Raw genomic sequence first — 26,445 nt, forward strand, 5'->3', positions numbered from 1 at the left:
ATTCATTTATCATATCTATTCGCAGGGCTATTAGCTCATATTGCCAACATCTTTAATCTTGTCGATTACGTTCGTCATCATGGGTTTGGATGACCGCTTGCTTAATATGTTTATTAAGCTTCAGGTATAAAAACACCCCAAAGACAAGATTTAATATACCGGTGACTAAGAACAATTGCGGTAGGGTCAGGCCTAACGCATTTAACACCACAATCGAAAAAATCGCCGAGCTGACCATAAAGATGGCGTTAAAGATATTATTGGCACCGACGATGCGTGCACGATGGCTTTTTGGCGCATAAGCCTGCATAGAGGCATATAAAGGCACGATATATAAGCCGCCACTAAAGCCCAAAAAGAACAGGTCGGCAAACACACGCCAGCTACCGCTCATACCCCATAAATCACTAATACCAAATAGTGCTTCGGTATTAACATCAATATTTAACCCTGATAAAGAAAAATATAAATCAATCGCAAATATACTAAGACCAGCGATACCAAAGGGTAATAAGCGCAGACTGACTTGGTTTTTGGTCAATGATTTACACAGCAGCGAACCAATCGATACGCCAACCGAGAATAGCGTCAATAGGAAAATAACCACTGACTCATCGCCATGCAAAATGACTTTGCTGAACTCAGGGGTTTGGGTCAAAAACGTCGCCCCATAAAACCAAAACCAGCTATTACCAAGTATGACAAAGAATAAAAAAGGCAAGGAGTATAAATAGCGCACCGTCGCCATGCTGGTGGTAAAGATGTTCCAGTTAATCTTTAGATCAGGCTGCATCGCTGGCATGGTTGGAATAAAACGGGCGGCAAAATAACCTATCGCCGCTACAAATAGCACAGTGACACTGATCCAAAATAGCGGCTGTGTTATCTGGGTCAATACCCCAGCGATAATCATACCGAGCAAGATGGCAAGCGAGGTGCCCATTTGGAACAAACCATTGGCACCGACCAGCTCATCTTCTTTCATCGCTTGCGGCAAATAGGCATACTTAATCGGACCAAAAAACGTCGATTGTGTCCCCATCAAAAACAGCGCCACAAATAATAGCGCATACCATTCAAAGACAAAGCCTACGGCGGCAATGATCATGATGGATATCTCAAGCAATTTAATCAATCGCGTCAGTTTTGATTTTTCAAACTTATCGGCGATTTGACCTGCCAAGGCTGAAAATAAAAAATACGGCAAAATAAACAACATCGCCGCTAAGTTATTTAAGATACTGACTTCCATGCCCAGCTGACTGGCAGCGGTATAGGTCAGCACCAATATCAGCGCTTGCTTAAAGATATTGTCATTGAACGCGCCCAAAAACTGGGTGAAAAACATGGCGCTAAAACGGCGGCGCTTAAATAATTGAAACTGATTGGCCATGAAAATTCCTACAGATGGGTCGCAGCTAGTATAGTGAGAACAAGGTAAAATGCAGTGATTGATATATAAACAATTATCAACAGTATCAAAAACTTATCGAAATATAGCATAGGTTTTATCAATGTTAAGCCGTATAATAGCAAGGGTTTGGTAAAAATACATGCGCCCGATGCTATGATTTGATAATTAACTAAGTTATGATTTGTAAATTTTAGCCGACCAAACCCATAATCTCAGTTAACTGCTCTACGTTTATTCACCGGTAAAATGGGGCGATTGTAATCGACCGTAACCTTGTGCCGCGTGAGGTGATAGGAACTAAATATGAAACATCAGCCTTCAACTCTAGCGCGCCACTTATCGGTTATGCCGCGTGATACGTCAGACATGCCGCCGCACTCCGTTAAGCTTGCTCATCTTAGTTGCGTTAATCACATTCATCGTAACGGTAATCCGCGCGTTTACTTTACGCGGACGGCAATTTTTAGTGCGTTGACCACAAGCTTGGTTGGTTTTGGCGTGAGCGTTGGTATGGCACCTGCCGCCTTTGCCGCTACCGATTTAAACACTAGTACTGCCAATAATCCAAGCAGTAGCCAAGTTATTAAAAATATCGAAGATGATGCGTATGAAGATAGCCAGCTTGATATCGCTTTAGATGCCTTGCGCCTAAAAAAGGCCGTCGAACAAGGTATTATCGATCAATCGGTATTGGATGATTATAGCGAGCAAAACCTAGGTATCAAAAAGCCTAATGCAAAAAAATCAGAAACTGACGCTAAGAAAAACCCTAGCACGCAAACAAATAACACGGATAACTCGCAGTTATCAAATAATGATATCGATAGTGTTAATGACTTTGCTAATAACATTGCTAACAACATTGGTGAGGGCTTGGATAATCTAGGTAACAACCAAGCATTTGATAGCAATGAAAACTTAGAGCAGCAAGTCAATAGCGTGCAGCAGCAAGGCTATCAGATGATGACGCCTGCAGAGATTGACCGTGAATTGGCGGCAATGGATAGGCAGAATGCCCAAGATATTGACAGCCTTAATAGTAGCGCTGGCGTGAATAACATCGATGGCATACGTCATAATGATAGCGACTTTGATAGATTGGATGGATTCGATGCGCCAGTGGCGACGTTAAATGATACGACGCCACCGATTGGTCTGGACGTTGGCTTGGATGCGACTACCCTGCCAGCACCAAGCAATCTTGACACCTTAGGTAGAAGTGAGACGGCAGGTAAAAGTGAGACGGCTGCTGCTAAACAGGCAGAAACTGACGATACTAATGATGTGATGTCACGTCCTATTAATGTCAGTGATTCTGTCAGTAGCGGCACTATCGATGCAGAAGTGGATAACGCTATTTTAGTGAATGATGCTTTAGAAGATAGTAATGATGCCATTAATATAGAAAACGCCCAGTCAGGTAGCATTAATCCTGATGATTATTTGCCTAATTATGAAAATGATATTGATGCAGTAAAAGAAAGTATCGAGCAAGCGGCAAAACCCAAACCGAAGGCACGCAATAAAAAAGGCAATATCGTTAAGCGTCTTTATAATCGCTTCTTTAATGAGGGCGCGATAGCATTACCGCATGTCGAAACAACGATTTATTTGCAACAAGCCACGGCGGACAATTTAAATAGTAATACTGAAGACAATACTGAAGACAATACTGCAAACAGTACCCCAAATACTACGCCAAAACTGACCAAAGCGGATGATGATATTCAACCCTTTAAGAATATCAAAGCTGCGCTCGATGACACTACCGTTCAGTCTGTGGTTGATTTTACCGCTGCGCTACCGCGTTTACGCCAAACGGCATTAGATGCGGCAAAAGCCGTTGGTTACTATGAAGTAACGTTACGTTTACGCCAAACCAATAGCGATACTATTGACGTTATCATTGAGAAGTTGGGCGAGCCAGTACGCGTTGATAGCCGCATTGTCGATATCCGCGGCGAAGGTAGCGAGCAAGCAGAGTTTGCCGAGCTTGAGAAAGACTTGCCACCAAAAGAAGGCGATATCTTTAATCACCGCGTTTATAAAGACAGTAAAGCAGCACTTGAGTCGCTCAGTAATACCTATGGTTACTTTGATCAATATTGGCTAAATAAATCGGTCGATATTATCTTGCCGGACAATACGGCCGATGTGTCGCTGGTCTACAATACCGGCGAGCGCTATGAATTTGATGAAGTGGTGTTTTTTACTTATGATCAAGAGTCGGGTACGTTGACGCGTGACCCGGAAAAACTGCCGGTGGAATTGTCCTTATTGCATCAGCTGCTTGGCTTTAAAGCGGGCGACCCTTTTTATCGTCCTGCAGTGACTAAGTTTAGTAATGATTTATCGGCGACCCGTTACTTCAATACCGTCAACGTCGAGTCGATTTTGCCACCCGATGAACGTACTGAAAGCAGTACCTTGGCGTTTGATAATTCCCCTAATGCCAATATTGCTGATAATAATACTGACGCTATTGATAATGTCTCTTATGTCAGTGATACTGAGCAATATAGCGATAACAATAGCCAAAATGAGGGTGAGCGCTACGCCAATAGTGGCGAAACTGTCAATCCAGCTGACATCGCTGCTATTGAGTTTAAAGCTGATGAAGAAACACTGGATAAACTGCAAGCCATTAAACAAAAAGCTGAACGTTTAAGCCGACTGCCAAGCGATCGGGTATTGGACGAAAAAGACCAAGCAACCAATAGTATTTTGGGTAAAATCAGTGACTCTATTAGTAATATTGCGCAAAAGATATTCCCTGATGAAAAAAGTATCCTTGCTGATGAAAACTTTGTCCCACCGACACTTGCCGGACGTAAAACCCCGCAAGAAGTGTTAGAAAATAAAAAAGTACCGCTGTATGTCTTTGTTTCTGCCAATAAACCACGCGATGCCCAAGTCGGTATTGGTTATGGTACCGATACGGGCGTACGTGCAACCGCCAAGATAGATTATAATTTGCTCAATCGTAAAGGTTATCAAGCAGGGGCAGAGGCCGAAGTCTCACGAATCACAAAAAATGTCGCCCTTTATGCCAGCCGACCATGGAAGCATCCGTTAAATGACAAGCTAGATGCACGTTTGACCTATGAAGAAGAGGTCATCGACCAAGGCGAAGGCAACTTTGATTTGTCTACCAGAACCTTAAAAGCGGGACTAGCGCGAAATATCCGCCGTGAAAACGGCTGGGATCGTAGCTACTCTGTGCGCTATCGTTTAGATGAGCTAGCGACGGGCATTGATGAGGCCGAGTTGGACAATCTTCCGGTACGCTTTACCTCGTCTAAACCTACGCAGCAAGCCTTGTTGTTCGGTTATGGTATGAGTAAGACTGATGTCGATAACGCTGCCAATCCTACGCGCGGGTTCCGTCAGTATTATTCGCTTGAAGCTGGTTCAGAAAGTGCATTAAGTGATACCGATTTAGCGATACTACGCGCGGGCGTGAGCGGTCTTTATAGCTTTGGAACTGATGATAAACACCAAATTCTAGGCAGCTTAAATACTGGTTATATTTGGGCCGATGATTTTTATGAAGTGCCCTATAAACTGCGCTTCTTTGCCGGTGGCGACCAAAGTATTCGTGGTTATGATTACGAGAGCTTATCACCGATTGATAAAGGCTATCTGACAGGCGGACAAATCCTAGCCGTCGGTAGCGCCGAATATAATTATGAGTTTAAACCGGGTTTCCGTGGGGCGTTTTTCACCGATGTCGGTAATGCTTATGATAAAGATTTTGAGACAGATACCAAAGTTGGCGTCGGTGTCGGTATCCGCTGGGCATCACCAGTTGGTGTGGTACGTGTCGATGTGGCGGCTGGTGTGACGGAGGAGAGTATTCCGGTGCGACTGCATCTCTTTATCGGCTCGCCTTTATAAACAGTAAGCAGCAAACAGTCCTAACTACAGTCTTAAATATAGTTCTATTTTTTATCCTAGCGCATGCTGGTAATCATTCTTTAACGTAGCTGAGTGTCATGTTGACCAAAAATACCCCGCCAAACAAGCCATCAGATGAAGATCCAGCACAACGCGATGCCCGCGCCGTAAGACGTTGGTATCCGCTGTCTTTTTTACTCAAATTGACGGTGCTTATTCTTATCGTACTGGCGATTATGTTCGCCATTTTTTTGTATGCGGCGGGTACTGAATCAGGTACCAAGTTTATTTTAGAGAAAATCAGTGCTGAGACGGGTATTAAATTTAAATATGGTCGTGGCAATCTGCGCGATGGTCTTTGGCTTACGGATATCGATATCGAGGCAAACGAAGACCTTGAGATATTAGTCGATAAAGCCTACGTTAAAATAGGCTGGCGCGCGGTATTTGCCAAAGAAGTGCATCTGCGTGACGCTGATATCCAAACCATTGAGATTATCAATAACAAACCGCCAACGGGTGAGCCGTTCGATTATCGAACCCTCAGCTTGCCAGTCAATTTGCGTTTTGATCAAGCAAAAGTACAAACCATCATTTATAAGCAAGTGACCAAAGAGCCTATCATCGTACATGATATTGAGGCGCGTGATTTGACGTGGGTCGGTAGCGTGGTGAACGTCGGTCGCGGTAAATTGCAGTATGCTGATATTGTCAAAGTCAGTGCTTTACAAGGTCATGCAGATTTACAAGGTGACTATCCTTTAGATTTGAGCGCTATAGCTGAGGTAAGCGCGCTAGGAAAGGCTTATATTGACCCATTGAACATTACCGCAACTGGTACGCTCAAACGCACCGTCGGTAAAGTCCGTAGCCGCTATAACGACAGCGATGTCAGCGGCGATTTTGTGGTGCAGGGTTTAGATAGTGACTCGCCATTTCATGCGAAGCTTGAATGGGATGATATTCTTATTCCTTATGCCGACAGCCAAAATATCCATCTCAAAAGTGGCATGGCGACGGCATCGGGTGTCATCTCAGAGATACGTCTGCGTATCAATACTGAGCTGACTGCCAAAGATATCCCGTCAGGACACTATCAAGGTCGCGGCATCATTGCTGATAGCCAACTGCGCGTTGATCGCTTAGATGCTCAGGTGCCAGCGGGCAATCTGGTGCTACAAGGTATTTTAGACTGGAAGGGCAGCTTTGATGCAAAGGTGCGCGCTACTGGCAGTAATTTTGATATTCGACGGGCGATTCCTAAGGATTACGCTGATTTTAAAGCGTATGCGCCGCAAAAGCTCAATGGTCGTTTGTCGGTACATTATCAGCATAAAAACAAAGCTGGCAATCTAGAGATGGATGCAGATTTGCGCCAGCGTGATGGTGAACACGTTAATGCCAATATCGTGCAAGGTAAACCCTTAGCCCGTGGCAGAACCTCTAAATCTAAACAAATAACGCCTTGGTATATCGATGCCAAATGGCAGAACCTTGTACGTCGTAATGTGCCTAATATCGGTAATATTAATAGCCCAAGCGGACAAGCAAATGTCATCATGCGCGGCGCGAATTTATCAGTTGACGGCAAGGCGGTGATTAATGAGCTAAATGCCGCCCCTAAAGGCAACTACGATTTACGTGTGCGTAAAGCGGGCGATGTCATCGATATCAACCGTCTTAATTATAAAGGCGTAGTAGGCGACTTATCTGGCACAGGACAGATTCAATTAGCGAGCAAAAAACGTCCGCTAACTTGGCAGATTGATGCGCGTACCACGGGTTTATTACCCAAGAAATATCGTAGTGATTTACCACTTGAGCGTCTGACAGGACGTATCAATGCACGCGGGCGCATGCTCAATATCAGTAAAAACCGCGTCAAAGGTCAGCGTCATATTGTCAGTTTTAATAATACCGATCTGCAAGCAAACCTCGATGCCAGCCAAGATAGCCGCGCTATCGGTATCACAGGTAGCGGTGATGCCAGCGTTGATATTATCGGCGGTGAGCTATCCGTCTTTGACGCCCGTTTCGATGGGCACATTGATACCGCTGATGTACCAAAAGGCAGCTTATCGATTGATGCCGCTGGGACGCCCAAGCTGATTCGTATCCGTAAGCTCAACTACAACGGTGAAGCTGGTGCAGTAAAGGCGAACGGAGTTATCGACTTACGCCAAAATATCGGCTGGACGGTCGATGGTCGCTTTGACAAATTTAACCTCGGCTATTTTTTACCGAATAACGCGGCCATTATCACCGGCGACTTAAAAACCAGCGGCGTGTGGCAAACCGCGCCAAAAAATAATGCTAATGCGAAAGGTAAGCTTAAAAACTTTGCGGTAAATTTTGATGGTGTATTAGACGCTGAGCAATTACCGGCCGGTAAACTTACCATTGATGCCAGTGGTGACGCTCAACTTATTCGTATCAAGCGTTTCCGTCATGTGGGCGCGGCAGGCAGTATCGATGCTAATGGTACGGTCGATGTGCGTAAAGGTATCGCTTGGGATATCAAGGCGGTGATGAATCGCTTTAACTTGGGTTATTTCTTTAAAGACATCCCAAGTACCATCACTGGCAGCATCGATACCGATGGGCGCTGGGGCGATAACCAGCAAATCATTAATATCAAACAAGTTAACCTAAGTGGTATGTTAAAAGGCCAGCCGCTAAGTGCCAAAGGTAGTTTAGCGGCGAAGATGCGCTTACCAAAAGACTTGGCCAGTTATTTCAAACGCTTGCAGGCGCAAGATGCACAGGCGCAGTATAAGCAAGTCAATGCCTTAATCGACAGCTTAAATGCCAATAATTTGGTGCTGCGTTGGGGCGATAATTATCTTACCGCCAATGGTAACGCGAAGCAGCTACAAGCTAAAATTAATATCACCAGTCTCGACCAGCTCTCAGATAAGCTTGCTGGTAAAGTGACGGGCGGGGCGACCTTATCGCAGGCAGCAGGACAGGCGCTGCCAACGATTTATATCGATTTGGTTGGTGAGCGTCTGGCGCTACCGGGCTTTATTTTGCGTCAAGGTCGTATCCGCGGCAAGCTGGTCAATTTATTCAATAGCCCAAGTCAGCTTATTATCAGTGCTGAAGGTTTGGATGTTGCAGGGCAAAGCTTTAAGAAGATTAATGCAACCTTTAATGGGACTGAACAGGCGCATGTGGTCAATCTTGATGTGGCCAATGACGAGCTTGATATCTCTGCCAAGCTCAAAGGTGGCTTTAATCGCGATAAGCTCAGCTGGTCAGGGGTGATTGGTAAAGGCCGCGTCAAATCAAAATATGCGACGTTAAATCAATTACAACCTGCCCAGCTCATTGTGAATTTACCCAAAAAACAAGGCAATCAATCAACGGATTTAAAAGTACAGCTCGCCGCTCACTGTTGGCAAGCGGCTGATCAAACGGGCAAGCTGTGTTTACGTGAAAACTTAATTGCCTCACCTGCCAGTGGTCAGGTTAATTTGGCCGTACAAAATTTGGATACGTCTTTGTTTGCAGTATTTTTGCCAAAAGACATTGATTGGCATGGCAAGATTAATGGTAAAGCCATCGTCGGTTGGCAACGTGGTCGTCCGCCAACGATTAATACCACGCTGTACTCTGATAACGGCAAAATCGGTCTCATTCAAGATGGCGATAGTCAGCCGGTTACCTTGCCTTATAAGCGGGTATCACTGATTGCCGTATCAGTACCGAATGGTCTAAAAATACGTACGGATATCAATACCGGTCATGGCGCACGTGGCTATGCCGAAGTCATTATTGACCCCTATAAAACACCGAAACCCATCTCGGGCGCATTAGTACTTAACGAGCTTAATTTGGCGGTATTTAAGCCATTTTTCCCTGGTATGCGGGTGCTCGAAGGCAATATTACTATGGCGGGCGGCTTAGGCGGCACGCTCGATAAGCCGCAGTTCTATGGTGATGTGAAATTGGTTAATGGTCGCATTGCGATGCTTGATTTACCCGTGAATTTAAGAAAGGTCAATGTCGATGCCAAAATTCGCGGCACGCAAGCGACTATCGATGGTACCTTTAACAGTGGTACAGGCACGGGTACGCTAACAGGTACGGTTAATTGGCAACAAAAACTACAGGCTAAGCTTAGTATTGTTGGCGAGCGTTTGGTCTTAACACAGCCGCCATTATTGCTTGCTGAGGTTAATCCTGATATTGACATCATCGTGCGACCGGGTGACCGTTACGTCAATATCACTGGCGCCGTGAGTGTGCCATCAGCGACCATTCGCCCACCAGAAACCAGTGAAGATATTATTACCCAAACCGAAGATGCCGTCGTGCTTGATCGGCGTTTGATTGGTAATATTGATGAGGTTTTAGCCATCTCAAAACCTTGGTCAATCAATGCTGATATCGGTATCGACTTGGGCGATGATATTAATTTCCGTGGTTTTGGTGCGGTGATTCCTTTAGCCGGTGCGATTCATATCACGCAAAATGGCACGGGTGTTATGCGCGCCAAAGGCGTGGTGCAAGTATCGCGTCGTACCAATATTGATGCCTTTGGGCAAAATTTAGAGCTCAATTATGGTCAAGTGCGCTTTAATGGCGATGTGATGAAACCCAATCTTAGCATTGAAGCCGCTAAAAACATTAGCGGTAAAACAGTCGGTGTGCGCGTCAAAGGCAACACGGAAAATCCAAATATCATTGTGTTTAATAACGCTGGTCTCACCCAGCAGCAAGCGATGAATGCCTTGATAACCGGTCGTATTAATAATAAGAGCGCCACGCAAATCAGTGAGCAGGGTTTTAAATCGCAGGTGACCAATAACCTTGCAGCCGCAGGCTTAAGCTTTGGGCTTAGTGGCACGCGCACTTTGACCAACCAGATAGGTCAAGTGTTTGGTTTACAAAGCCTGACCGTTGATGCTTCAGGCAGTAGTGAGGATACCAACGTCAACGTTACCGGTTATGTGACGCCTGATTTATATATTCGCTATGGTGTCGGTGTCTTTAATGCCCAAAACAGCCTGTCTATCCGTTATCAGTTGACGCGGCGGATTTATGTCGAAGCAACTTCAGCAGCGGAAAATGCGGTTGATGTGGTTTATAGCTGGCAATTCTAATGGTTTAATTGTCTAGCGGTCAGTTGGTTGGTTAGACAGTCGAGAGTTAGAAAGTGATTTCATTTTATCCAATAAAAAAACGCCTTTATCCAAAGGCGTTTTTTTATGAGATGGGCAGTCTGTTTATTTGGTTAAAATTAAGCGGTTGTTACGGGTTAAGCGTAGGCGGTATTCTTCGCCTTCATGCTCAATACGTACCTCTTTGGTCAGCGCAAATAGGTGCTGTGACTGTAGCGTAGGTAAGCGGTTTTCACGGCAGTTTAAATAACGAGAGATGACTATGCTCATAGTAAATTCCTTTTGATAAAATGGTTCAGTACGAAAAGTGATATAAAGTAAGTTATTAACGATAATAATTATCATTTACATTGGCGGTTTTTGCAAGCTCTTTGATAAAATAAATGACGGCTATTATGTAAACTTATATAACGCCGTATTTACAAAGGCTATAAAGTCTACCAAGGCTATAAACCAAAATAATAAATATCGATGTATTGATAATACGCACCGATAAACGCATTGATAAAGGGCATCAAGATGGCAAATCAAACAATAACCGCAATAAAGCATCCATTAGATGAAAATAAAGTAAGCGAAACCAAGGCAGTAACTGTCGTCAATGTCGCGGTGGCGGTCATTTATTATGAAAATCAGTATTTGCTAGGGTTTAGAGATGGCTCACAGCATCAAGGCAATCGTTATGAGTTCGTCGGCGGCAAGATAGATGGTCATGAAACTGCCAAGCAAGCGCTTATTCGTGAAGTCGCTGAAGAGACGGGCATCGATATTGCGAGTAATATCGCAGTCAAGCTTGGACGGTTGCATCATGACTATGGTGACAAGCAAGTATGCTTACAGGTCTATAAAGTAGCACTGAGCGCACAGCAGTACGAAGCGCATAAACATCGTAAACAGGGTTTGGAAGGGCAAGCGCTAACCTGGGTGGATAAATCGAAGTTACTGGCGGGAGATTACCATTTGCCAGCCGCCAATAAGACCATTCTTGCATGGTTACGCTTACCGGCACAGATAGCGATTACCTATCCGTTGGCACACTTTAACGATGCAGCTGATTCTGCCGCAGCATGGTTGCAGTATCACGCGGCGCATCTAGTGCAAGACGCTTGGGTTTATATCAGACCAAAAGCCACAGATACAGATACAGAATATAGTTTGGAGCAGTTGTTGCGCTTACGTCCTGATATCCATGCGATTGTGCCTGATGCGTTAATTGATAAATTAACTGATAAATTAACTGATAAATTAAGCGATGTATTCAATAGCAATGAGGCGAATGAGATAGCTATAAACCACCAAATCGTAGCGAGTCATTTAACACAGACGCAGCTTATGCAATGGTCAAATAGTCATCAGAGCAAGGATGTATCTGACTGCAACAATGCTTTAAGCCATTCTTCAAGTTATCCATTAATAGTAAGTTGTCACGATGCCGATAGTATTGATGCGGCGAATCAGTTGGCACATATGCGTTTAGAGCAGCAATTACCGCCTGTCATCGGTATGTTTCTGTCACCTGTTTTAGTCACTCAAAGCCATCCTGAAACTGCGCCGCTAGGCTGGCAAGCATGGGCAGAATTGGCCGCGTTAGCAGATATGCCAGTGATTGCTTTGGGCGGTTTGTCACCAGTGTTGCATGTGCAAGCGCAACAATACGGCGGCATTGCTGTCGCTGGCATTCGACGGTTTTTTCAATAGTATTTCGTGTGCTTTTTGCGCTATTTTTATAAGCATTAATTAATGGGGAAGCGCTCGTTAATTAAGGCGCTGATACAAGAGATTAGGTTGCTTGAGAGCAGGCGTTAACTCATGACAAAACGCTGATTTTAAAACTCTTTTAACAGTCAGTAACTATGTGTTTACTCTATGTGGCAAACATAGAATTACTTACAAACCGTTGCGTTTTCCTACATTGCGACACTGTTCTCATTGAGCCATTGCTATTACTATAAACCATCAAATTATCAAACGGCGCTGAGTCAGTTTTTAGCAAGCATTATCTAAAAATGGCTTATCTATCATTATCCTTTACCCAGCGCTTCTAAGGTTATGACGCATACTGGTTATAACCGCATTTAATTTTCAGTTATTCTTCTTTTGTATTGATAGTGAGTATTGAAAATTATTTTGCACTTATCTGCTAAACAGAGAATTTGATCATAAAGAATTTTTAACTATTACTATTAATAAATGGTACTCCTATGAAAACCAATAAGTTACCTAAGTCAGCATGGTCTGATTCTCAGGCAGCTGGTTCTCAATCGCAGCAGACTGGCCAGTCAAGTCAGCACTATCTTGGAAAAAACTGTCTTGAAAAAAGCTACCTTAAGAAAGATTATCTAAGTAACGGTCATCTTAAAGCGGATAGTGCTTTACAAACAGGTTATGCCAGTAATGACGCTAGCTATCATTATGACCACTTTGACAGTGCTAACGACTATGACAGTGCTAACGAAGAATATTCCGAGCATTTGGCGACAGATACGTCAGCACATGACAGCTATTTTGGCTACAAACGCGTTGAAAAAAGCCTTGCCGAGGCAACAGAGTCTGCAATGATTAAGAAGAGCAATCGTAAAGCCAGTAGCAGCAGCCTTAAAGCTAGCGATATGAAAAGCTATCCTATTACAAATGAGGTGAGCAGCAATAACAATAATAAAAGCTCACAACCTGCTCACGGATATAAAAAAGCCCATAGCTATCAAAAGGTGAAAAAAACAACTGCCATACATATTGATGAAAATGTAGATGCCGATGCAAATACTAAGTCATTAATGCTGCAGTCTATTAAAGGTGATATGGCAGCAGGGCAGGCTGATGCTATAAATAGCTTAACTAAAAAAAATGACTCTAAAACGAATCACTCTAAAACTAACACCCACCTTTCTTCTGAAACTGCTGACGCAGCGATAACAGAGATACCGGAGCGCATATTTATGAATGGACTGATTAAACACACAGGTATTGCTTTAGCAATTATCATACCGCTGGCGGCGTTTTCAGCGTATGCGGCGACGCCATCTGTCAATACCGCGGCTAAAGCTAATGTGACGGCTAATGCAACGACGGATAAAACCAGCACCGAGACATTAGCCATTAAGCCGAGTGCTATCATTCATAAGTCTGCAAGTGTACCAACCACAGTTGATAGCGTTGATCTGAAAAAATACGCCGGCACTTGGTATGAGATAGGTCGTTTACCGATGTATTTTCAGCGCAATTGCGCCAGTGACGTGACGGCGACTTATGTTGAAAAGACCGACGGTTCAGGCATCAAGGTGATTAACCAATGCAAAGCGCAAGACGGTTCAGGCATTACCGCTGAAGGCTTAGCCAAACCAGCAGATAGTACGGGCAGCAAGTTAAAGGTGACTTTCTTACCCTCTTGGATTCGCTGGTTGCCCGTCGGTCGTGCCGATTATTGGATACTCGCACATGATGCAGATTACAAAACAGCATTGGTTGGCACACCGGATAAAGACTATCTATGGTTACTAGCGCGTTCACCAAATGTGAGTCAAGAAACCTATGCCAAATACCGTCAGATTGCTCAGCAACAGGGCTATGATTTAAAAGAGTTTAAACTTACCACGCAGACCAATCAAACGGTGAAGTTGGTTCCATAAACGAGTCATTGTCTATTATGACTAATTATCAATTATTAATAGTCTGTTATTGACAGCTAGTTGTTGGTAGCTCGTTACTGAAAGCCATTTAAGTATTTTATATTAATCAGTTTTTTACATTGGTTTTAGTCGATTAAAAATGGGATAGCAGCATAAGCTGTTTTTATTTTTTATTCAGTAACTTATAGAACAATGAATAGCCCAATGAATAGTGCAATGAAAAATGCGATAAGTTGGACAAATTCGGTTATCACTAGCAAAATAGGGCGTTTTAAGCTAAAATCTCCCTTATCTAAAGACTGCGCTGATAAAAACGGTGACGATAACCACTGCCGCAATAGTCGAGCGTTATCGTTTTAGAATCATTACCTAACTTAGTGATGACCTATCTATTTATATTTCTTTATACTTTACTGATTACCTAATTACTGACCATAAGGATGTTTCTCGTGAGCAACGCTGATACCTTACGCCAATTACATCAAGACCACTTGAGCAATTATAACCAACAAGAGCAACAAGCCATTGAGCTGATGGGGCTTTTGAATAAGCTTTATAATGAGCAAGATGTACAAGTGACTTTGTTTGGCGACACGCTAGATACGACTTCTGTAGGTCAAATATTGGCATTGCATCAAAAAGTGGCGCTACGTGAGCAAGATGCCAAATCTATCGATATCGCAGACACGTTAGCGATGGTGAAAGCGCTTGCAGAGAGCAAAGATATCCAAGCGGCGCGTATCGATGTCGGTCAGCTGATTGCTAATGACAGTGATTTACAAGCGGCTTTACAGTCTATTGGTACTGATAAAGGTGCTAGCAATGGCGCAACGGATGTCGTGTTATATGGTTTTGGCCGTATTGGTCGTATCTTAACGCGTCTATTATTGTCACAAGCATCAAGCGCCAAGGGTATGCAGCTAAAAGCGATTGTCGTACGTCCTGCAGCAGCGGGTGATTTGGCCAAGCGTGCCTCATTGCTAGAGCGTGATTCAATCCATGGTAGCTTCGCTGGTGGTGTGGTTGTTGATAATGAAAACAACGGTTTGATTATCAATGGCCGCTTTGTGCAAGTTATCTATGCCAAAGACCCAAGCGAGATTGATTATACTGCTTATGGTATCAAGGATGCATTGGTCATTGATAACACGGGTATCTGGAAAGATGAAGCCGGTCTTGGCAAGCATCTGCAGTCTACTGGCGTGAAAAAAGTATTGTTAACGGCTCCTGCAGGCGGCGATATTAAAAACGTCGTCTATGGCGTAAATAACGATACCGTTGGCGATGACACTATCGTCAGTGCAGCCAGCTGTACGACCAATGCCATTACCCCAACGTTAAAAGTTTTAAATGATGAATATGGTATCGAAAACGGTCACGTTGAAACCATTCACTCGTTCACTAACGATCAAAACTTAATTGATAACTATCATAAAGCCGATCGCCGTGGCCGCAGTGCGGTATTGAACATGGTTATTACCAGTACTGGCGCGGCAAAAGCCGTTGGTAAAGCACTACCAGAGCTGAGCGGTAAATTAACCGGTAATGCTATCCGTGTACCAACGCCAAACGTCAGCTTAGCCATTTTGAACTTAAATCTAAAAACTGCCCCAGCTAGTGCTGATGCGTTAAATGAGTTTATGCGTAAGGTTTCTAATAGCAGTCAGTGGCAGACGCAGATTGCTTATACGGATTCTACTGAAGCGGTATCGACTGATTTTGTCGGTGATACGCATGTCGGTATTGTCGATGCTCAAGCAACGATTTTGACCGATAACCATGCTATCGTTTATATTTGGTATGATAACGAAGTAGGCTATAGCACTCAGGTATTACGTTTGGCAACGCAAATGGCTGGTATCAGCTATACGCAAATCCCAGCGTAAAACATTGCACGGCTACTATTTTAGCTGCTTTTATTTAGATGAAACAGCTATACGAAAGTAAGTTTCATCCTAGATAAATCGGTGTAAATGGTTAAAGGTAGTATTCAAACACCCGATAGTCCGAATGGTTATCGGGTGTTGTTGTCATAATAAATGCTAAGTTAGAGTGGCATTACATTCTAACTGGCACACTTTTTAAAGAAGTTTTATAAACTCGAGATATTTTATAGTTATTAATTTTTATAATTATTAAGTTTTTCACAATTACCCAAACATATAGCTACAACCTAAAATACAGTCGTTGACTGTAACCAGTTGATAAACTGGATGGTAAATAAAGGAACGTAAGATGCGATTTATTGATGAAGCCGTCGTAACGGTAAAAGCAGGTGACGGTGGTAACGGAATCGCCAGTTTTCGCCGAGAAAAGTATGTCCCACGCGGTGGCCCTGATGGTGGCGATGGTGGTAAGGGCGGAGATGTCTATGTCATTGCAGAAGACAACACCAACACCTTAGTGGACTATCGTTATACCCGTCGTTATGACGCCATGCGCGGTGAAAACGGTCATAGTAAGAACTGTGCCGGTAAGGGTTCTGATGACATCTATTTGCCAGTCCCAATTGGTACGACTGTGGTCGATACTGAGACCGACGAAGTACTAGGTGATTTGATTGAGCTTGGTCAAACTTTATTGATTGCCAAAGGTGGCGATGGTGGTTTGGGTAATACCCATTTCAAAAGCTCGACCAACCAAGCACCGCGCAAAGCCACATCAGGTTTTGAAGGCGAGTTAAAAGTGCTTAAGTTTGAGCTAAAAGTTGTGGCTGATGTGGGTTTAATTGGTTTGCCTAATGCTGGTAAATCGACCTTTATCCGCCAAGTCTCTGCTGCTAGACCAAAAGTGGCCGATTATCCATTTACCACGTTAGTACCAAATTTAGGCGTGGTAGATATCGGTCGTCATCGCTCATTTGTCATGGCCGACATTCCAGGTTTAATCGAAGGCGCTTCAGAAGGCGCAGGACTTGGCATTCGCTTTTTAAAGCATGTCGCTCGTACGCGTCGTCTGTTACACTTGGTTGATGTAAAACCAATCGATGGCAGTGACCCAGTAGAAAACGCCCGTATCATTTTAAATGAGCTTGAGCGTTTTTCACCTGAATTGGCCAATTTGCCACAGATTTTAATCTTGAATAAAATCGATCAGGTTGCCGAAGAAGACCTAAATGAGCTTTGTACCCATATTGTGGCTGAGCTTGGTTGGACAGGTATTGTATTCCGTACCGCGACATTGACTGGCGAAGGCGTCGATGCCGTTAAATACCATTTAATGAATGAGATTGAGCGTGAGCGTGAGCGTGAAATCGAAGACCCTATTTTTGCTGAAGCACAAAAAGAGCGTTTTGAGCGCTTAGAAGCAGAAGTGCGTCTGAATACCGAAGCACAGCGTGAAGCATATCGTGCAGCTCGCAGAGCGGCGCGTGAAGGCATTGACTTAAACGACGATGTCGATGACGACGACCTAGATGATGATGGCGTTGAAGTGGTTTACGTGCCTTAAGTGTATTTGCTTTAACTTTATGAGCTTTAAGTTCACAAGTTTTAACGTTAGGTGCTTTAAGTTTACGTTCTTTGAATAGGTGTGCGCACAGTTTTTAATTTAATCCCCGTAATTACTTTACACTAGCAACAGGAGTTTATATGGCAGTTGACATAGAGAACACGACCGAAGAAGCAAGGTTTGTTAAGCAAGCTCGCAACTTTGATATTCAGCGCGTTATTGTCAAGATTGGCTCATCGTTATTAACCAATAATGGGCGAGGGCTTGATCGAACTGCCATTTACGAGTGGGCAAAGCAGATTGCCAAGCTGCATAAGCAAGGCGTTGAAGTATTACTAGTGTCATCAGGTGCGGTTGCTGAAGGCGTGGTACGCATGAATCTTGATGAGCGTCCAAGGAAACTGGCGGCGCTACAAGCTTGTGCGTCTATCGGTCAGATGGGCTTGATTGAAACTTGGTGGTCAGCGTTGATTCAGCACGGTATTCAAAGCTCGCAGCTGTTACTGACTCATGATGATTTGTCTAATCGTAGTCGCTATTTAAATACCACGGGGGCGTTGACGCAATTATTAGAATGGCGCGTGCTGCCAGTGATTAATGAAAACGATACTATTACCATTGACGAGATTAAATTCGGGGATAATGACACCTTGGGCGCGATGGCAGCGGCGATGGTCAATGCCGATTTATACATTATCTTAACCGATCAAGAAGGCGTCTTTACCGATAATCCTCGTAATAATCCGAATGCCAAAATGATCCGCCAAGAGCGGGCAATGGCTGATTATTTATTTGATATCGCTGGTGACGGCGGCAAACTTGGTCGCGGTGGTATGCTGACCAAAATCCGTGCCGGTCGCTTGGCTGCGATGGGCGGTTGTCCGACGGTCATCGTGAGTGGCGCTATCGACGATGTTATCACTCGCGTGGTATCAGGTGAAGCCGTCGGTACGTTATTGACCACCAATGACGAAGATAAAATCATTGCACGTAAACAGTGGCTAGCGGCGCATTTGCGTATGTCAGGTTCTCTGCTTGTTGATGCTGGTGCTGCAAAAGCGGTCGTTGAACATCATAAAAGCTTACTACCGGTCGGTGTGGTAGAAGTCCGCGGCGATTTCGATGAAGGTGATGTGGTTGAGATTGTCCATCAAGATACAGGCGAGCGTATCGCTGTCGGTCAAGTGAACTTCTCATCGCGTGATGCTTGCCGTGTGGCTCGTGAGCGTACGGAGCAGTTTGATAGAATCCTTGGTAACAATGAAGAGCGCGTGGTCATGGTACACCGTGATAACTTAGCGCTGACTATGTAGACCGTTTAAGTTATTTACCCTATTTTACATGTAAGTACGATAGATATAAGCACGATATTATTGATTAAAGGCTAACAGCAAATGACGCTCTAAAAATCCTAGATATTATTTAATGAAGGCTAATCTGATGCCTGTTAACCAATCATTTAGCATGTTTGGGATTTTGTAATAGAGTGTCGCTATCTGAGCGTTTTAATATTCTTTTATTTAACTTATTTTATCCAGCCCTGTTATTCAATTGCTTAACTGTTCATTTGAATAATGATGGGGCTGTTTTGGAGATTTGTACATGAGTGCTTCAGACAATAATAAAGCGCTAGAGCAGAATTTTGCGCCTTTAAAGAACGATAGATTGCTACGCGCCTTGCGCTTTGAGCCAATAGATACCACGCCTGTGTGGATGATGCGCCAAGCCGGTCGTTATTTACCAGAATATAAAGCCACCCGCGCTGAAGCGGGTGACTTTATGAGCTTATGTAAAGACACTGCACGTGCTACCGAAGTCACTTTGCAGCCATTACGTCGTTATGACTTAGACGCTGCGATTTTATTCAGTGATATTTTAACCATTCCTGATGCGATGGGATTGGGCTTATACTTTGAAACCGGTGAAGGCCCAAAGTTTAAACACCCTATTCGTACGCAAGCAGATTTGGATAGATTGCCAGTACTCGATGTCAATGATTCGCTTGATTATGTCATGCGTGCGGTGACAAGTATTCGTAAAGCCTTAAACGGACAAGTGCCATTATTTGGTTTTTCTGGCAGTCCTTGGACGCTAGCGACTTATATGATTGAAGGCGGTAGCTCAAAAGATTATCGTTATACCAAAGGTTTCTTATATAGCAATCCTGAGTTTTTACATCAATTATTGGATAAGTTGGCAACGTCAGTAATCGATTATTTGGATGCGCAAGTGGTTGCTGGGGCGCAAATATTACAGATATTTGATAGCTGGGGCGGGGCGCTTGGCCATCGTCAATTTGTCGATTTCTCTCATGCTTATAATAAGCGTATTGTCGCTGAACTAAAGGTACGTCACCCCGAAATACCAGTGGTATTGTTTACCAAAGGTGGCGGGTTGTGGCTTGATGTGCAAGCGGATAGTGAAGCCGATGCCTTGGGTTTAGATTGGACAATGCCTATTGATCGTGCCCGTCAAGTCTTGACCGAAAGTCAGCGCCAGTTGACCAAGCACCATAAAAAACTACAAAGTAGCAAAGCCATTCAGGGTAATTTAGATCCTGCGACTTTATATGGTTCGCCTGCGACTATCCGTGCTGAAGTCAATGCCATGCTAGATAGCGCTTATGCCAATGGTGAAAAAACAGGCTATGTGGCAAACTTAGGTCACGGTATTACCCAGTGGGTCGACCCTGATAATGCCAAAGTCTTTATCGATGCGGTACATGACTATAAGATTTAATATTTAATGTGGCTAGTTTTTAAAATTAGCGAACATTAAGAAGCGTGAGTTTATTAAAAGCGATAAATTTAGACGTTATTAAATTTAGACGCTATTAAACTTACACCCTATAATGTTTATACTTAGGTGTAGACATTATAGCTATCTACCATTCATTGAGTAAGAAACTGCATAAAAGAAAAAGGGATATCTTATGATTTCAGCAGCGATTGTCGGCGGCACAGGCTATACAGGTATTGAGCTGATTCGCTTATTATCTGCCCATCCTGAAGTGTCTATTGATTTGCTAACCTCACGTAGCGAAGCTGGCACCCGAGCTGATGAGATATTCCCAAGCTTACGCGGCATCTCCGATATCGTTTTTAGCGATTTAGGTGATGAGACGCTAGCGACCTTGCAAAAATGCGATGTGGTATTTTTTGCGACCCCGCATGGCGTGGCAATGAAGCAAGCAGAGGCATTAACGGCAGCGGGCGTAAAAGTGATTGATTTGGCCGCCGATTTTCGCTTGCAGTCATTAGCAGATTTTGAGCACTGGTATCAGCAAGCCCATGCCTGTCCTGAATTATTAAAGACAGCCGTTTATGGTTTACCTGAAGTCAACCGTGAAAAACTTGCCGATGCTTTGGTGGTCGGTAACCCTGGCTGTTATCCAACCACAGCTATCTTGGGCTTAAAACCCATTATCGATGCGCAAAATAAGCAAGCCCAAAGACTGGTTGAATCACGTATCGTTATCGATGCGAAATCTGGCGTTTCGGGCGCGGGTCGTCAAGCAAAGCTTGCCCTTAACTATGCTGAAACCACAGACAATTTCAAAGCCTATAGCGTTGAAGGTCATCGGCATTTACCGGAGATTGAGCAGGGTGTTGCTCAGTTATTAGAGAGTCAATTTAGCCATCGTATCCGTTTTCTACCGCATCTTGTGCCGATGATACGCGGGATGCTCAGCTCTATTCATCTTGAGCTGACGGATGCAGGCGCTGCTATTGATTGGCAGCAAGTATTTGAGACAAGCTACGCTGCAGAACCCTTTGTGGATGTGATGCCAAAGGGTCTTTATCCTGATACGCGCAGTGTGCGTGCCAGTAATCGCCTGCGTATTGGTATCCATCAAGACAATGCGCGTGCCGAGCTGACGGTGATTGTCGTGCAAGACAACTTGGTGAAAGGTGCGGCTGGGCAAGCGGTGCAAAATATGAATGTGATGTTTGGTTTCGATGAATCAATGGGCTTAAACTTTGCTCCTATCGTTCCTTAACAGATGTCTAGCCATTAACAAATCCCTCATATTTATGGCGCTAGGTATTGATTATAAATTCCGCTATAATAACCTGCCCTTACTGTTAAGAGATACTGTCTAAATGCGTTTGAAGAGTGTACTACGCCTTTGTCCACAGCCCGCACGTTTAGCGTGCCAAGACTCTATTTCTTATGATTTGGAGGGTAGTCTGCATCTCTCTTACCCTGATTATCGTAATTGTTATCGTAGTAATACTGCGGCTATCAGTCGCCATGGCATCAGTCAGTCACAGCAAGGTGCGTCTACTTTAGTATTGGCATTATTTGTGGTGGCGATATTGGTAACTGCGGTGGTTGGGCTGTTATTTGGTCATAAGCTTGGCTATCAGCGCGGCTATTATTCGATGCAAACGGAAGCGAAGCAAGCAGTTATTACCAGTAAAGAGGCGACGCAAGAGCTAAAAGATTTACGCCTTAGCAGTAAAATCGCGACCAATGAAGCGGCTACCGCTAAGCAAGAGCTAGAAATAAGTTTGGCAAACCTAAAAGAGCTACGCGAAAATCAGCAAGAACTGACGGTTGAAAACAAACAAGTGGCGCAGCTTAATGAGATATATGCCGAAATCATTAGCGAACAAGGCGGCATGCCATTACAGATACTTGGCGCGAAAATTGAACCTTTACCTGAGAACGCTTTTGAATATGGCTTCGATATTGGTATGCTTGCCAGCGATGGTAAAGCCAAGCGCTTAAAACCAACGTTAACCTTGCTCAATGACGATGACTTTGTAGAAGTGCCATTAGAGCCAGCAAGTTATACCATTGAAGGAATCACGCGCATTCGCGGACGCTTTATGATGCCGTCAGGCTTTAAGCCGTTGCAGGTTAAGCTGAGCTTGCGAGCAGGTGGACAGGAAGTAGAGCAATTATACGATTGGAAGCTTGGCGACAAGGTCGATAATATGCCGCTGTCGTTATTAGACTTACCAGAGGTTGATGAAAGCCCGATTGAACCTTAATCTTTTAAGGTTTGATTGAGAGTTATTGTTTGCATCTTTTACTATTTTTATGTTGCTGTCTCCCATGGCTGACACCTAATGACATATCGATATGTCTGCCAATCTTTTTTAATCCCCCTTTATGTTGTTATAAACACACCTATTAATTTGTATTCTAATTATGATAAAACAAACCCTATTACAATCAACGCCCACCGTTGCGGATTGGCATTTCCCCAATATACCGACGCATTTTGCGCAAGATGGCGATCCCGAAGGTGAAACCACACCGCAAGCTGACGTATTAGTGGCAGAGCCAGAAGTGGCAAAACCACCGATGTATGCGGTGGTGATGTATAACGATAACTACACGCCGATGGAGTTTGTCGTTTATGTGCTGCAGTCAGAATTCCGTCATAGTATGGATTCAGCGGTTGAGATTATGCTGACCATTCATAATAGTAGCAAAGGTATTGCGGGTATTTATCCAAAAGATATTGCTGAAACCAAAGCTAAAAAAGTTAATAGCCTTGCGCACCGTGAAGGCTATCCTTTATTGACTCAAATCGAGCCGCATCAAGGCGAATAGTTTTTTAGCACGCTTCTGTGATAAGTTTTCTACATTTTCCCTGTTTATATGACCTCAGTTTCTAGTTCAATTGCTACTATCTTATTTATACCATTAGCTTTTACCCTTCAAAATACTTTCTAACCTAGAGCAATAGAGCAAGCCTGATGAGTTATTTAATGGTTTGCTCTAATATATCGACTCACTTTAAGTCTAATGCCTGCAAATTTAGTATCTCGCCAGTTATTATCTCTTTAATATGTATAACCCTTTCATTTTAGACTTGATTTTCCTCTGATACAGCCCTATATATTAAAGTATACTCTTGTACACTTAATCTCAGTTTATCCCTCGTTTTTTTAAATCGTTTTAGTATTTTTAACTCTGTTATATTCAACAGCCAATCTCGAAAATAGACGCTCACATTACTTTATTGCTTATGGTTTTTTGGCTGTATCAATGCTTCTAACAAGCTTGGTGGACACTTCGATACATTTTAATCGGCGTTAATAGATTGACTATCTTTAAGTATCATGTTGATATAAAGGTAAGCTGAAAATAATGTCTACGTCATGGAAGCCGGTATTGAATAACATTGAGTAAAGTCTCTTAATAAACCTAACATAGCCCTTGAACAATCCATCTATCGCCCTGATTTAGTTACTAACTCATTCATAAAGCTATCAATAATAAGATAGGTACAACCGTAGGAAGTCCTTATGTTAAGTCGTCATCTTGAAGTTTCTTTGCGTTTAGCAATGACACTTGCGCGCCAAAAATCGCATGAGTATCTCACTGTTGAACATCTACTACTGGCATTATTAGAAAATACCAATGCTGCCAATACGTTGACTGCTTGCAATGCCAATGTCTCAACCTTGCGTAGCGAGCTTGAAGCTTATATCAATAAGCATACGCCAACGGTCGATGCTGAGACTGAGCAATCACCACAACCGACCCAAAGCTTTGATCGTATCCTGCAACGGGCTATTTTCCATGTGCAGTCTATTGGTGGCGGTCGTCTGGTTGAAGGGTCTGATATTTTGGTATCGATGTTTTCAGAGCATGATACTTACGCGGTTTATTTGCTCAAAAAACAAGGCATCAGTCGCCTTGAGCTGACTCAGTATTTATCACACGGTCAAGATAAAGACGAGCCATCTGAGCCACGTGCTTCGATGACAGGTGAGCGCCGTAGTGCCTCAGAAAAGACCAGTAAAGACCCTTTGGTAGAATTTGCAACCAACTTAAACCAACGCGCCGCTGAAGGTAAAACCGATCCATTAATTGGCCGTGGCCCTGAAATTGAACGCGCAGCGCAAGTATTATGTCGTCGCCGTAAAAACAACCCGTTATTGGTGGGTGAACCAGGCGTGGGTAAAACCTCGATTGCAGAAGGCTTGGCGTGGTTGATTATCAATGATAAAGCACCGAAGCCACTCAACGGCTGCGTGATTTATAGTCTAGATATTGGCTCGCTAATCGCCGGTACTAAGTATCGTGGTGATTTTGAAAAACGTATGAAGTCGCTGCTTGATGCGCTAAAGAAAAAGCCCAATGCAATTTTGTTTATTGATGAGATTCATATGATTATTGGCGCAGGTTCGTCAATGAGTAGCAATATGGATGTGTCAAACTTAATCAAACCGGCACTTGCCAATGGCGAGCTGCGCTGTATTGGTTCAACGACCTTTACTGAATATCGTCAGGTTTTTGAAAAAGACCATGCATTGTCACGTCGTTTCCAAAAAATCGATGTGAAAGAGCCAAGTGTTGATGACAGTATCGATATCTTACGTGGGCTGAAGCCGCGTTATGAAGAGTTCCATAATGTCGAATATACCGACGAGGCCTTGGTAACGGCCGTTCAATTATCAGCCAAGCATATCCATGAGCGTTTTTTACCGGATAAAGCCATCGATGTCATCGATGAAGCTGGTGCGTATAAGCGTTTGGGTATCGTCGCTGATTTGGACGATATTGATGCCGAAGAAAGCTTTATCGCTGATTTAGAGCAAGATTTTGATGCGCAAATCGATGCCGATGAAGAAGGTTTTGAGGGCGTTGATGATGACAGTATTGATGACACAGGCACGGTCAATGAGATGCAGGACGAAGCAAATGCTGCCAAAGCCAATGATAGAGCAAAAGCCGATGGGTCTAAAAAATCTAAAGGCAAACGTGCACCGATAAAAATCGATGTCGCCGATATTGAAGCTATCGTTGCCAAGCTTGCGCGTATTCCACCCAAATCCGTATCCAGTGATGATAAGAGTATTCTTCAGCATTTAGACCGCGATTTGAAGCACTTGGTGTTTGGGCAAGATGAAGCGATTGAAACCTTGGCCGATGCAATTAAATTATCGCGTGCCGGTCTTAAAGCACCTGATAAGCCAATTGGCTCGTTTATGTTTGCTGGTCCTACCGGGGTTGGTAAAACAGAGGTCTCGCGTCAGCTAGCAAACTTATTGGGTGTCGAGTTGGTACGCTTTGATATGTCAGAGTACATGGAAGCGCATACTGCTTCACGTCTGATAGGTGCGCCTCCAGGTTATGTTGGCTATGACCAAGGCGGTTTGCTTACCGAAAAAATCAATCAGCATCCGCATTGCGTGTTGTTGCTTGATGAAATCGAAAAAGCCCATCCAGATGTCTTTAACTTGTTATTGCAAGTGATGGATCATGGCACCTTGACTGATAACAACGGTCGCGTCGCTATCTTTAAGCAAGTGATTGTGATTATGACCACCAACGTCGGTGCAGATAGTATCAGTCGTTCTTCTATGGGCTTCACACAGCAAGACCATAGCCGCGATAATACCGAGGCGCTCAAACGTGTGTTTACGCCTGAGTTCCGTAACCGTCTTGATGCCATCATTCAGTTTAATCCATTGGATACCTCTGTCGTCGTCTCTGTAGTCGATAAGTTCTTGGTTGAGCTACAAGTCCAGCTTGATGATAAACAAGTAACACTAGAGATTGATGATGAGGTACGTGATTACTTAGCGGATAAAGGTTATGATCGCCTCATGGGTGCGCGCCCAATGCAGCGTCTGATTCAAGACGAGATTAAGAAACCATTGGCAAGCATGATTTTGTTTGGCGACTTGGTAAACGGTGGGGTCGTCCATCTGACCTTGGAGCCTGAGGACGCTAAAGATCAAGACGGCAATGCGGTTAAGCTTGAGAAAGGATCAGATAAAGGCTCCTCTGACAGTCGTATTATTCTAACGGTTGTTGAGACACATGAGCCGCATCCAGACTCTGAATCATTAGCCAGCTAGGTAGTTTTTGCTGTTAGTATCATAAGAATGGTTACTGCGTTATAAAAACGGTTACTGCGGTAGCCGTTTTTTTTATTGCTAATTATCACGTAGCAGCGCCA

14 protein-coding genes are annotated in these 26,445 nt (G+C 43.7%); 12 read left to right on the forward strand and 2 right to left on the reverse strand.

Annotation, left to right across the window (positions count from 1 at the left end; translation table 11 throughout):
- Positions 1–52: 52 nt before the first annotated feature.
- A complete protein-coding gene (locus B3Q63_RS06065; RefSeq protein WP_296174886.1) occupies positions 53–1,393 on the reverse strand; it encodes an MFS transporter in 1,341 nt (446 codons plus the stop codon).
- A gap of 324 nt (positions 1,394–1,717) precedes the next feature.
- On the opposite strand from B3Q63_RS06065, the gene B3Q63_RS06070 reads away from it, so the two are divergent.
- Positions 1,718–5,311 carry an autotransporter assembly complex protein TamA gene (locus B3Q63_RS06070; RefSeq protein ID WP_296174889.1) on the forward strand — a complete coding sequence of 1,198 codons (3,594 nt, stop codon included), beginning with the start codon at positions 1,718–1,720 and terminating at the stop codon, positions 5,309–5,311.
- A gap of 98 nt (positions 5,312–5,409) precedes the next feature.
- Positions 5,410–10,419, forward strand: coding sequence for a translocation/assembly module TamB domain-containing protein (locus tag B3Q63_RS06075; RefSeq protein WP_296174892.1), 5,010 nt, complete (start codon positions 5,410–5,412; stop codon positions 10,417–10,419).
- A gap of 123 nt (positions 10,420–10,542) precedes the next feature.
- Here the strand turns inward: B3Q63_RS06075 and hemP are convergent, their stop codons facing one another.
- Positions 10,543–10,707 carry a hemin uptake protein HemP gene (gene hemP / locus B3Q63_RS06080; RefSeq protein WP_296174895.1) on the reverse strand — a complete coding sequence of 55 codons (165 nt, stop codon included), beginning with the start codon at positions 10,705–10,707 and terminating at the stop codon, positions 10,543–10,545.
- 249 nt (positions 10,708–10,956) lie between these two features.
- On the opposite strand from hemP, the gene B3Q63_RS06085 reads away from it, so the two are divergent.
- The 10 genes from B3Q63_RS06085 to B3Q63_RS06130 all read left to right on the forward strand — a co-directional run bounded on the left by B3Q63_RS06085 (position 10,957) and on the right by B3Q63_RS06130 (position 26,344).
- On the forward strand, positions 10,957–12,135 hold the full coding sequence (locus B3Q63_RS06085) for an NUDIX domain-containing protein (RefSeq protein WP_296174897.1): 1,179 nt from the start codon (positions 10,957–10,959) through the stop codon (positions 12,133–12,135).
- A gap of 503 nt (positions 12,136–12,638) precedes the next feature.
- Positions 12,639–14,063, forward strand: a complete 1,425-nt coding sequence (locus tag B3Q63_RS06090) for a lipocalin family protein (RefSeq protein WP_296174899.1) — start codon at positions 12,639–12,641, stop codon at positions 14,061–14,063.
- 440 nt (positions 14,064–14,503) lie between these two features.
- Positions 14,504–15,949 carry a glyceraldehyde-3-phosphate dehydrogenase gene (locus tag B3Q63_RS06095; protein ID WP_201620204.1) on the forward strand — a complete coding sequence of 482 codons (1,446 nt, stop codon included), beginning with the start codon at positions 14,504–14,506 and terminating at the stop codon, positions 15,947–15,949.
- 349 nt (positions 15,950–16,298) lie between these two features.
- Complete coding sequence (gene cgtA, locus B3Q63_RS06100) at positions 16,299–17,513, forward strand: Obg family GTPase CgtA (RefSeq protein ID WP_201565473.1); 1,215 nt, start codon at positions 16,299–16,301, stop codon at positions 17,511–17,513.
- A gap of 140 nt (positions 17,514–17,653) precedes the next feature.
- Complete coding sequence (gene proB / locus B3Q63_RS06105) at positions 17,654–18,826, forward strand: glutamate 5-kinase (RefSeq protein WP_201625671.1); 1,173 nt, start codon at positions 17,654–17,656, stop codon at positions 18,824–18,826.
- A 289-nt stretch (positions 18,827–19,115) separates the two neighbouring features.
- The gene (gene hemE / locus B3Q63_RS06110; RefSeq protein ID WP_296174905.1) at positions 19,116–20,252 is read left to right on the forward strand and encodes a uroporphyrinogen decarboxylase; all 1,137 of its coding nucleotides are present in this window, start codon (positions 19,116–19,118) and stop codon (positions 20,250–20,252) included.
- Between the two features lie 193 nt (positions 20,253–20,445).
- A complete protein-coding gene (gene argC / locus B3Q63_RS06115; RefSeq protein WP_201620202.1) occupies positions 20,446–21,513 on the forward strand; it encodes an N-acetyl-gamma-glutamyl-phosphate reductase in 1,068 nt (355 codons plus the stop codon).
- A 103-nt stretch (positions 21,514–21,616) separates the two neighbouring features.
- Positions 21,617–22,513: a hypothetical protein gene (locus B3Q63_RS06120; protein ID WP_296174909.1), complete on the forward strand. Its 897-nt coding sequence runs from the start codon at positions 21,617–21,619 to the stop codon at positions 22,511–22,513.
- 160 nt (positions 22,514–22,673) lie between these two features.
- Complete coding sequence (locus tag B3Q63_RS06125; RefSeq protein WP_201565456.1) at positions 22,674–23,081, forward strand: ATP-dependent Clp protease adaptor ClpS; 408 nt, start codon at positions 22,674–22,676, stop codon at positions 23,079–23,081.
- Between the two features lie 698 nt (positions 23,082–23,779).
- A complete protein-coding gene (locus tag B3Q63_RS06130) occupies positions 23,780–26,344 on the forward strand; it encodes an AAA family ATPase (RefSeq protein ID WP_296174911.1) in 2,565 nt (854 codons plus the stop codon).
- Positions 26,345–26,445: the final 101 nt, after the last annotated feature.

The organism is Psychrobacter sp. UBA2769 (assembly GCF_002352555.1).
GTDB classification, from domain to species: domain Bacteria; phylum Pseudomonadota; class Gammaproteobacteria; order Pseudomonadales; family Moraxellaceae; genus Psychrobacter; species Psychrobacter maritimus.

What these genes read in the sequence shown, in the direction of transcription:
- B3Q63_RS06095 (WP_201620204.1), top strand. Translation starts at nt 14,504, where the DNA reads ATGTTTCTCGTGAGCAACGCTGATACCTTACGCCAATTACATCAAGAC.
- B3Q63_RS06085 (WP_296174897.1), top strand. Translation starts at nt 10,957, where the DNA reads ATGGCAAATCAAACAATAACCGCAATAAAGCATCCATTAGATGAAAAT.
- proB (WP_201625671.1), top strand. Translation starts at nt 17,654, where the DNA reads ATGGCAGTTGACATAGAGAACACGACCGAAGAAGCAAGGTTTGTTAAG.
- cgtA (WP_201565473.1), top strand. Translation starts at nt 16,299, where the DNA reads ATGCGATTTATTGATGAAGCCGTCGTAACGGTAAAAGCAGGTGACGGT.
- argC (WP_201620202.1), top strand. Translation starts at nt 20,446, where the DNA reads ATGATTTCAGCAGCGATTGTCGGCGGCACAGGCTATACAGGTATTGAG.
- hemE (WP_296174905.1), top strand. Translation starts at nt 19,116, where the DNA reads ATGAGTGCTTCAGACAATAATAAAGCGCTAGAGCAGAATTTTGCGCCT.
- B3Q63_RS06075 (WP_296174892.1), top strand. Translation starts at nt 5,410, where the DNA reads ATGTTGACCAAAAATACCCCGCCAAACAAGCCATCAGATGAAGATCCA.
- B3Q63_RS06065 (WP_296174886.1), bottom strand. Translation starts at nt 1,393, where the DNA reads ATGGCCAATCAGTTTCAATTATTTAAGCGCCGCCGTTTTAGCGCCATG.
- B3Q63_RS06090 (WP_296174899.1), top strand. Translation starts at nt 12,639, where the DNA reads ATGAAAACCAATAAGTTACCTAAGTCAGCATGGTCTGATTCTCAGGCA.
- B3Q63_RS06070 (WP_296174889.1), top strand. Translation starts at nt 1,718, where the DNA reads ATGAAACATCAGCCTTCAACTCTAGCGCGCCACTTATCGGTTATGCCG.
- B3Q63_RS06130 (WP_296174911.1), top strand. Translation starts at nt 23,780, where the DNA reads ATGTTAAGTCGTCATCTTGAAGTTTCTTTGCGTTTAGCAATGACACTT.
- B3Q63_RS06120 (WP_296174909.1), top strand. Translation starts at nt 21,617, where the DNA reads ATGCGTTTGAAGAGTGTACTACGCCTTTGTCCACAGCCCGCACGTTTA.
- B3Q63_RS06125 (WP_201565456.1), top strand. Translation starts at nt 22,674, where the DNA reads ATGATAAAACAAACCCTATTACAATCAACGCCCACCGTTGCGGATTGG.
- hemP (WP_296174895.1), bottom strand. Translation starts at nt 10,707, where the DNA reads ATGAGCATAGTCATCTCTCGTTATTTAAACTGCCGTGAAAACCGCTTA.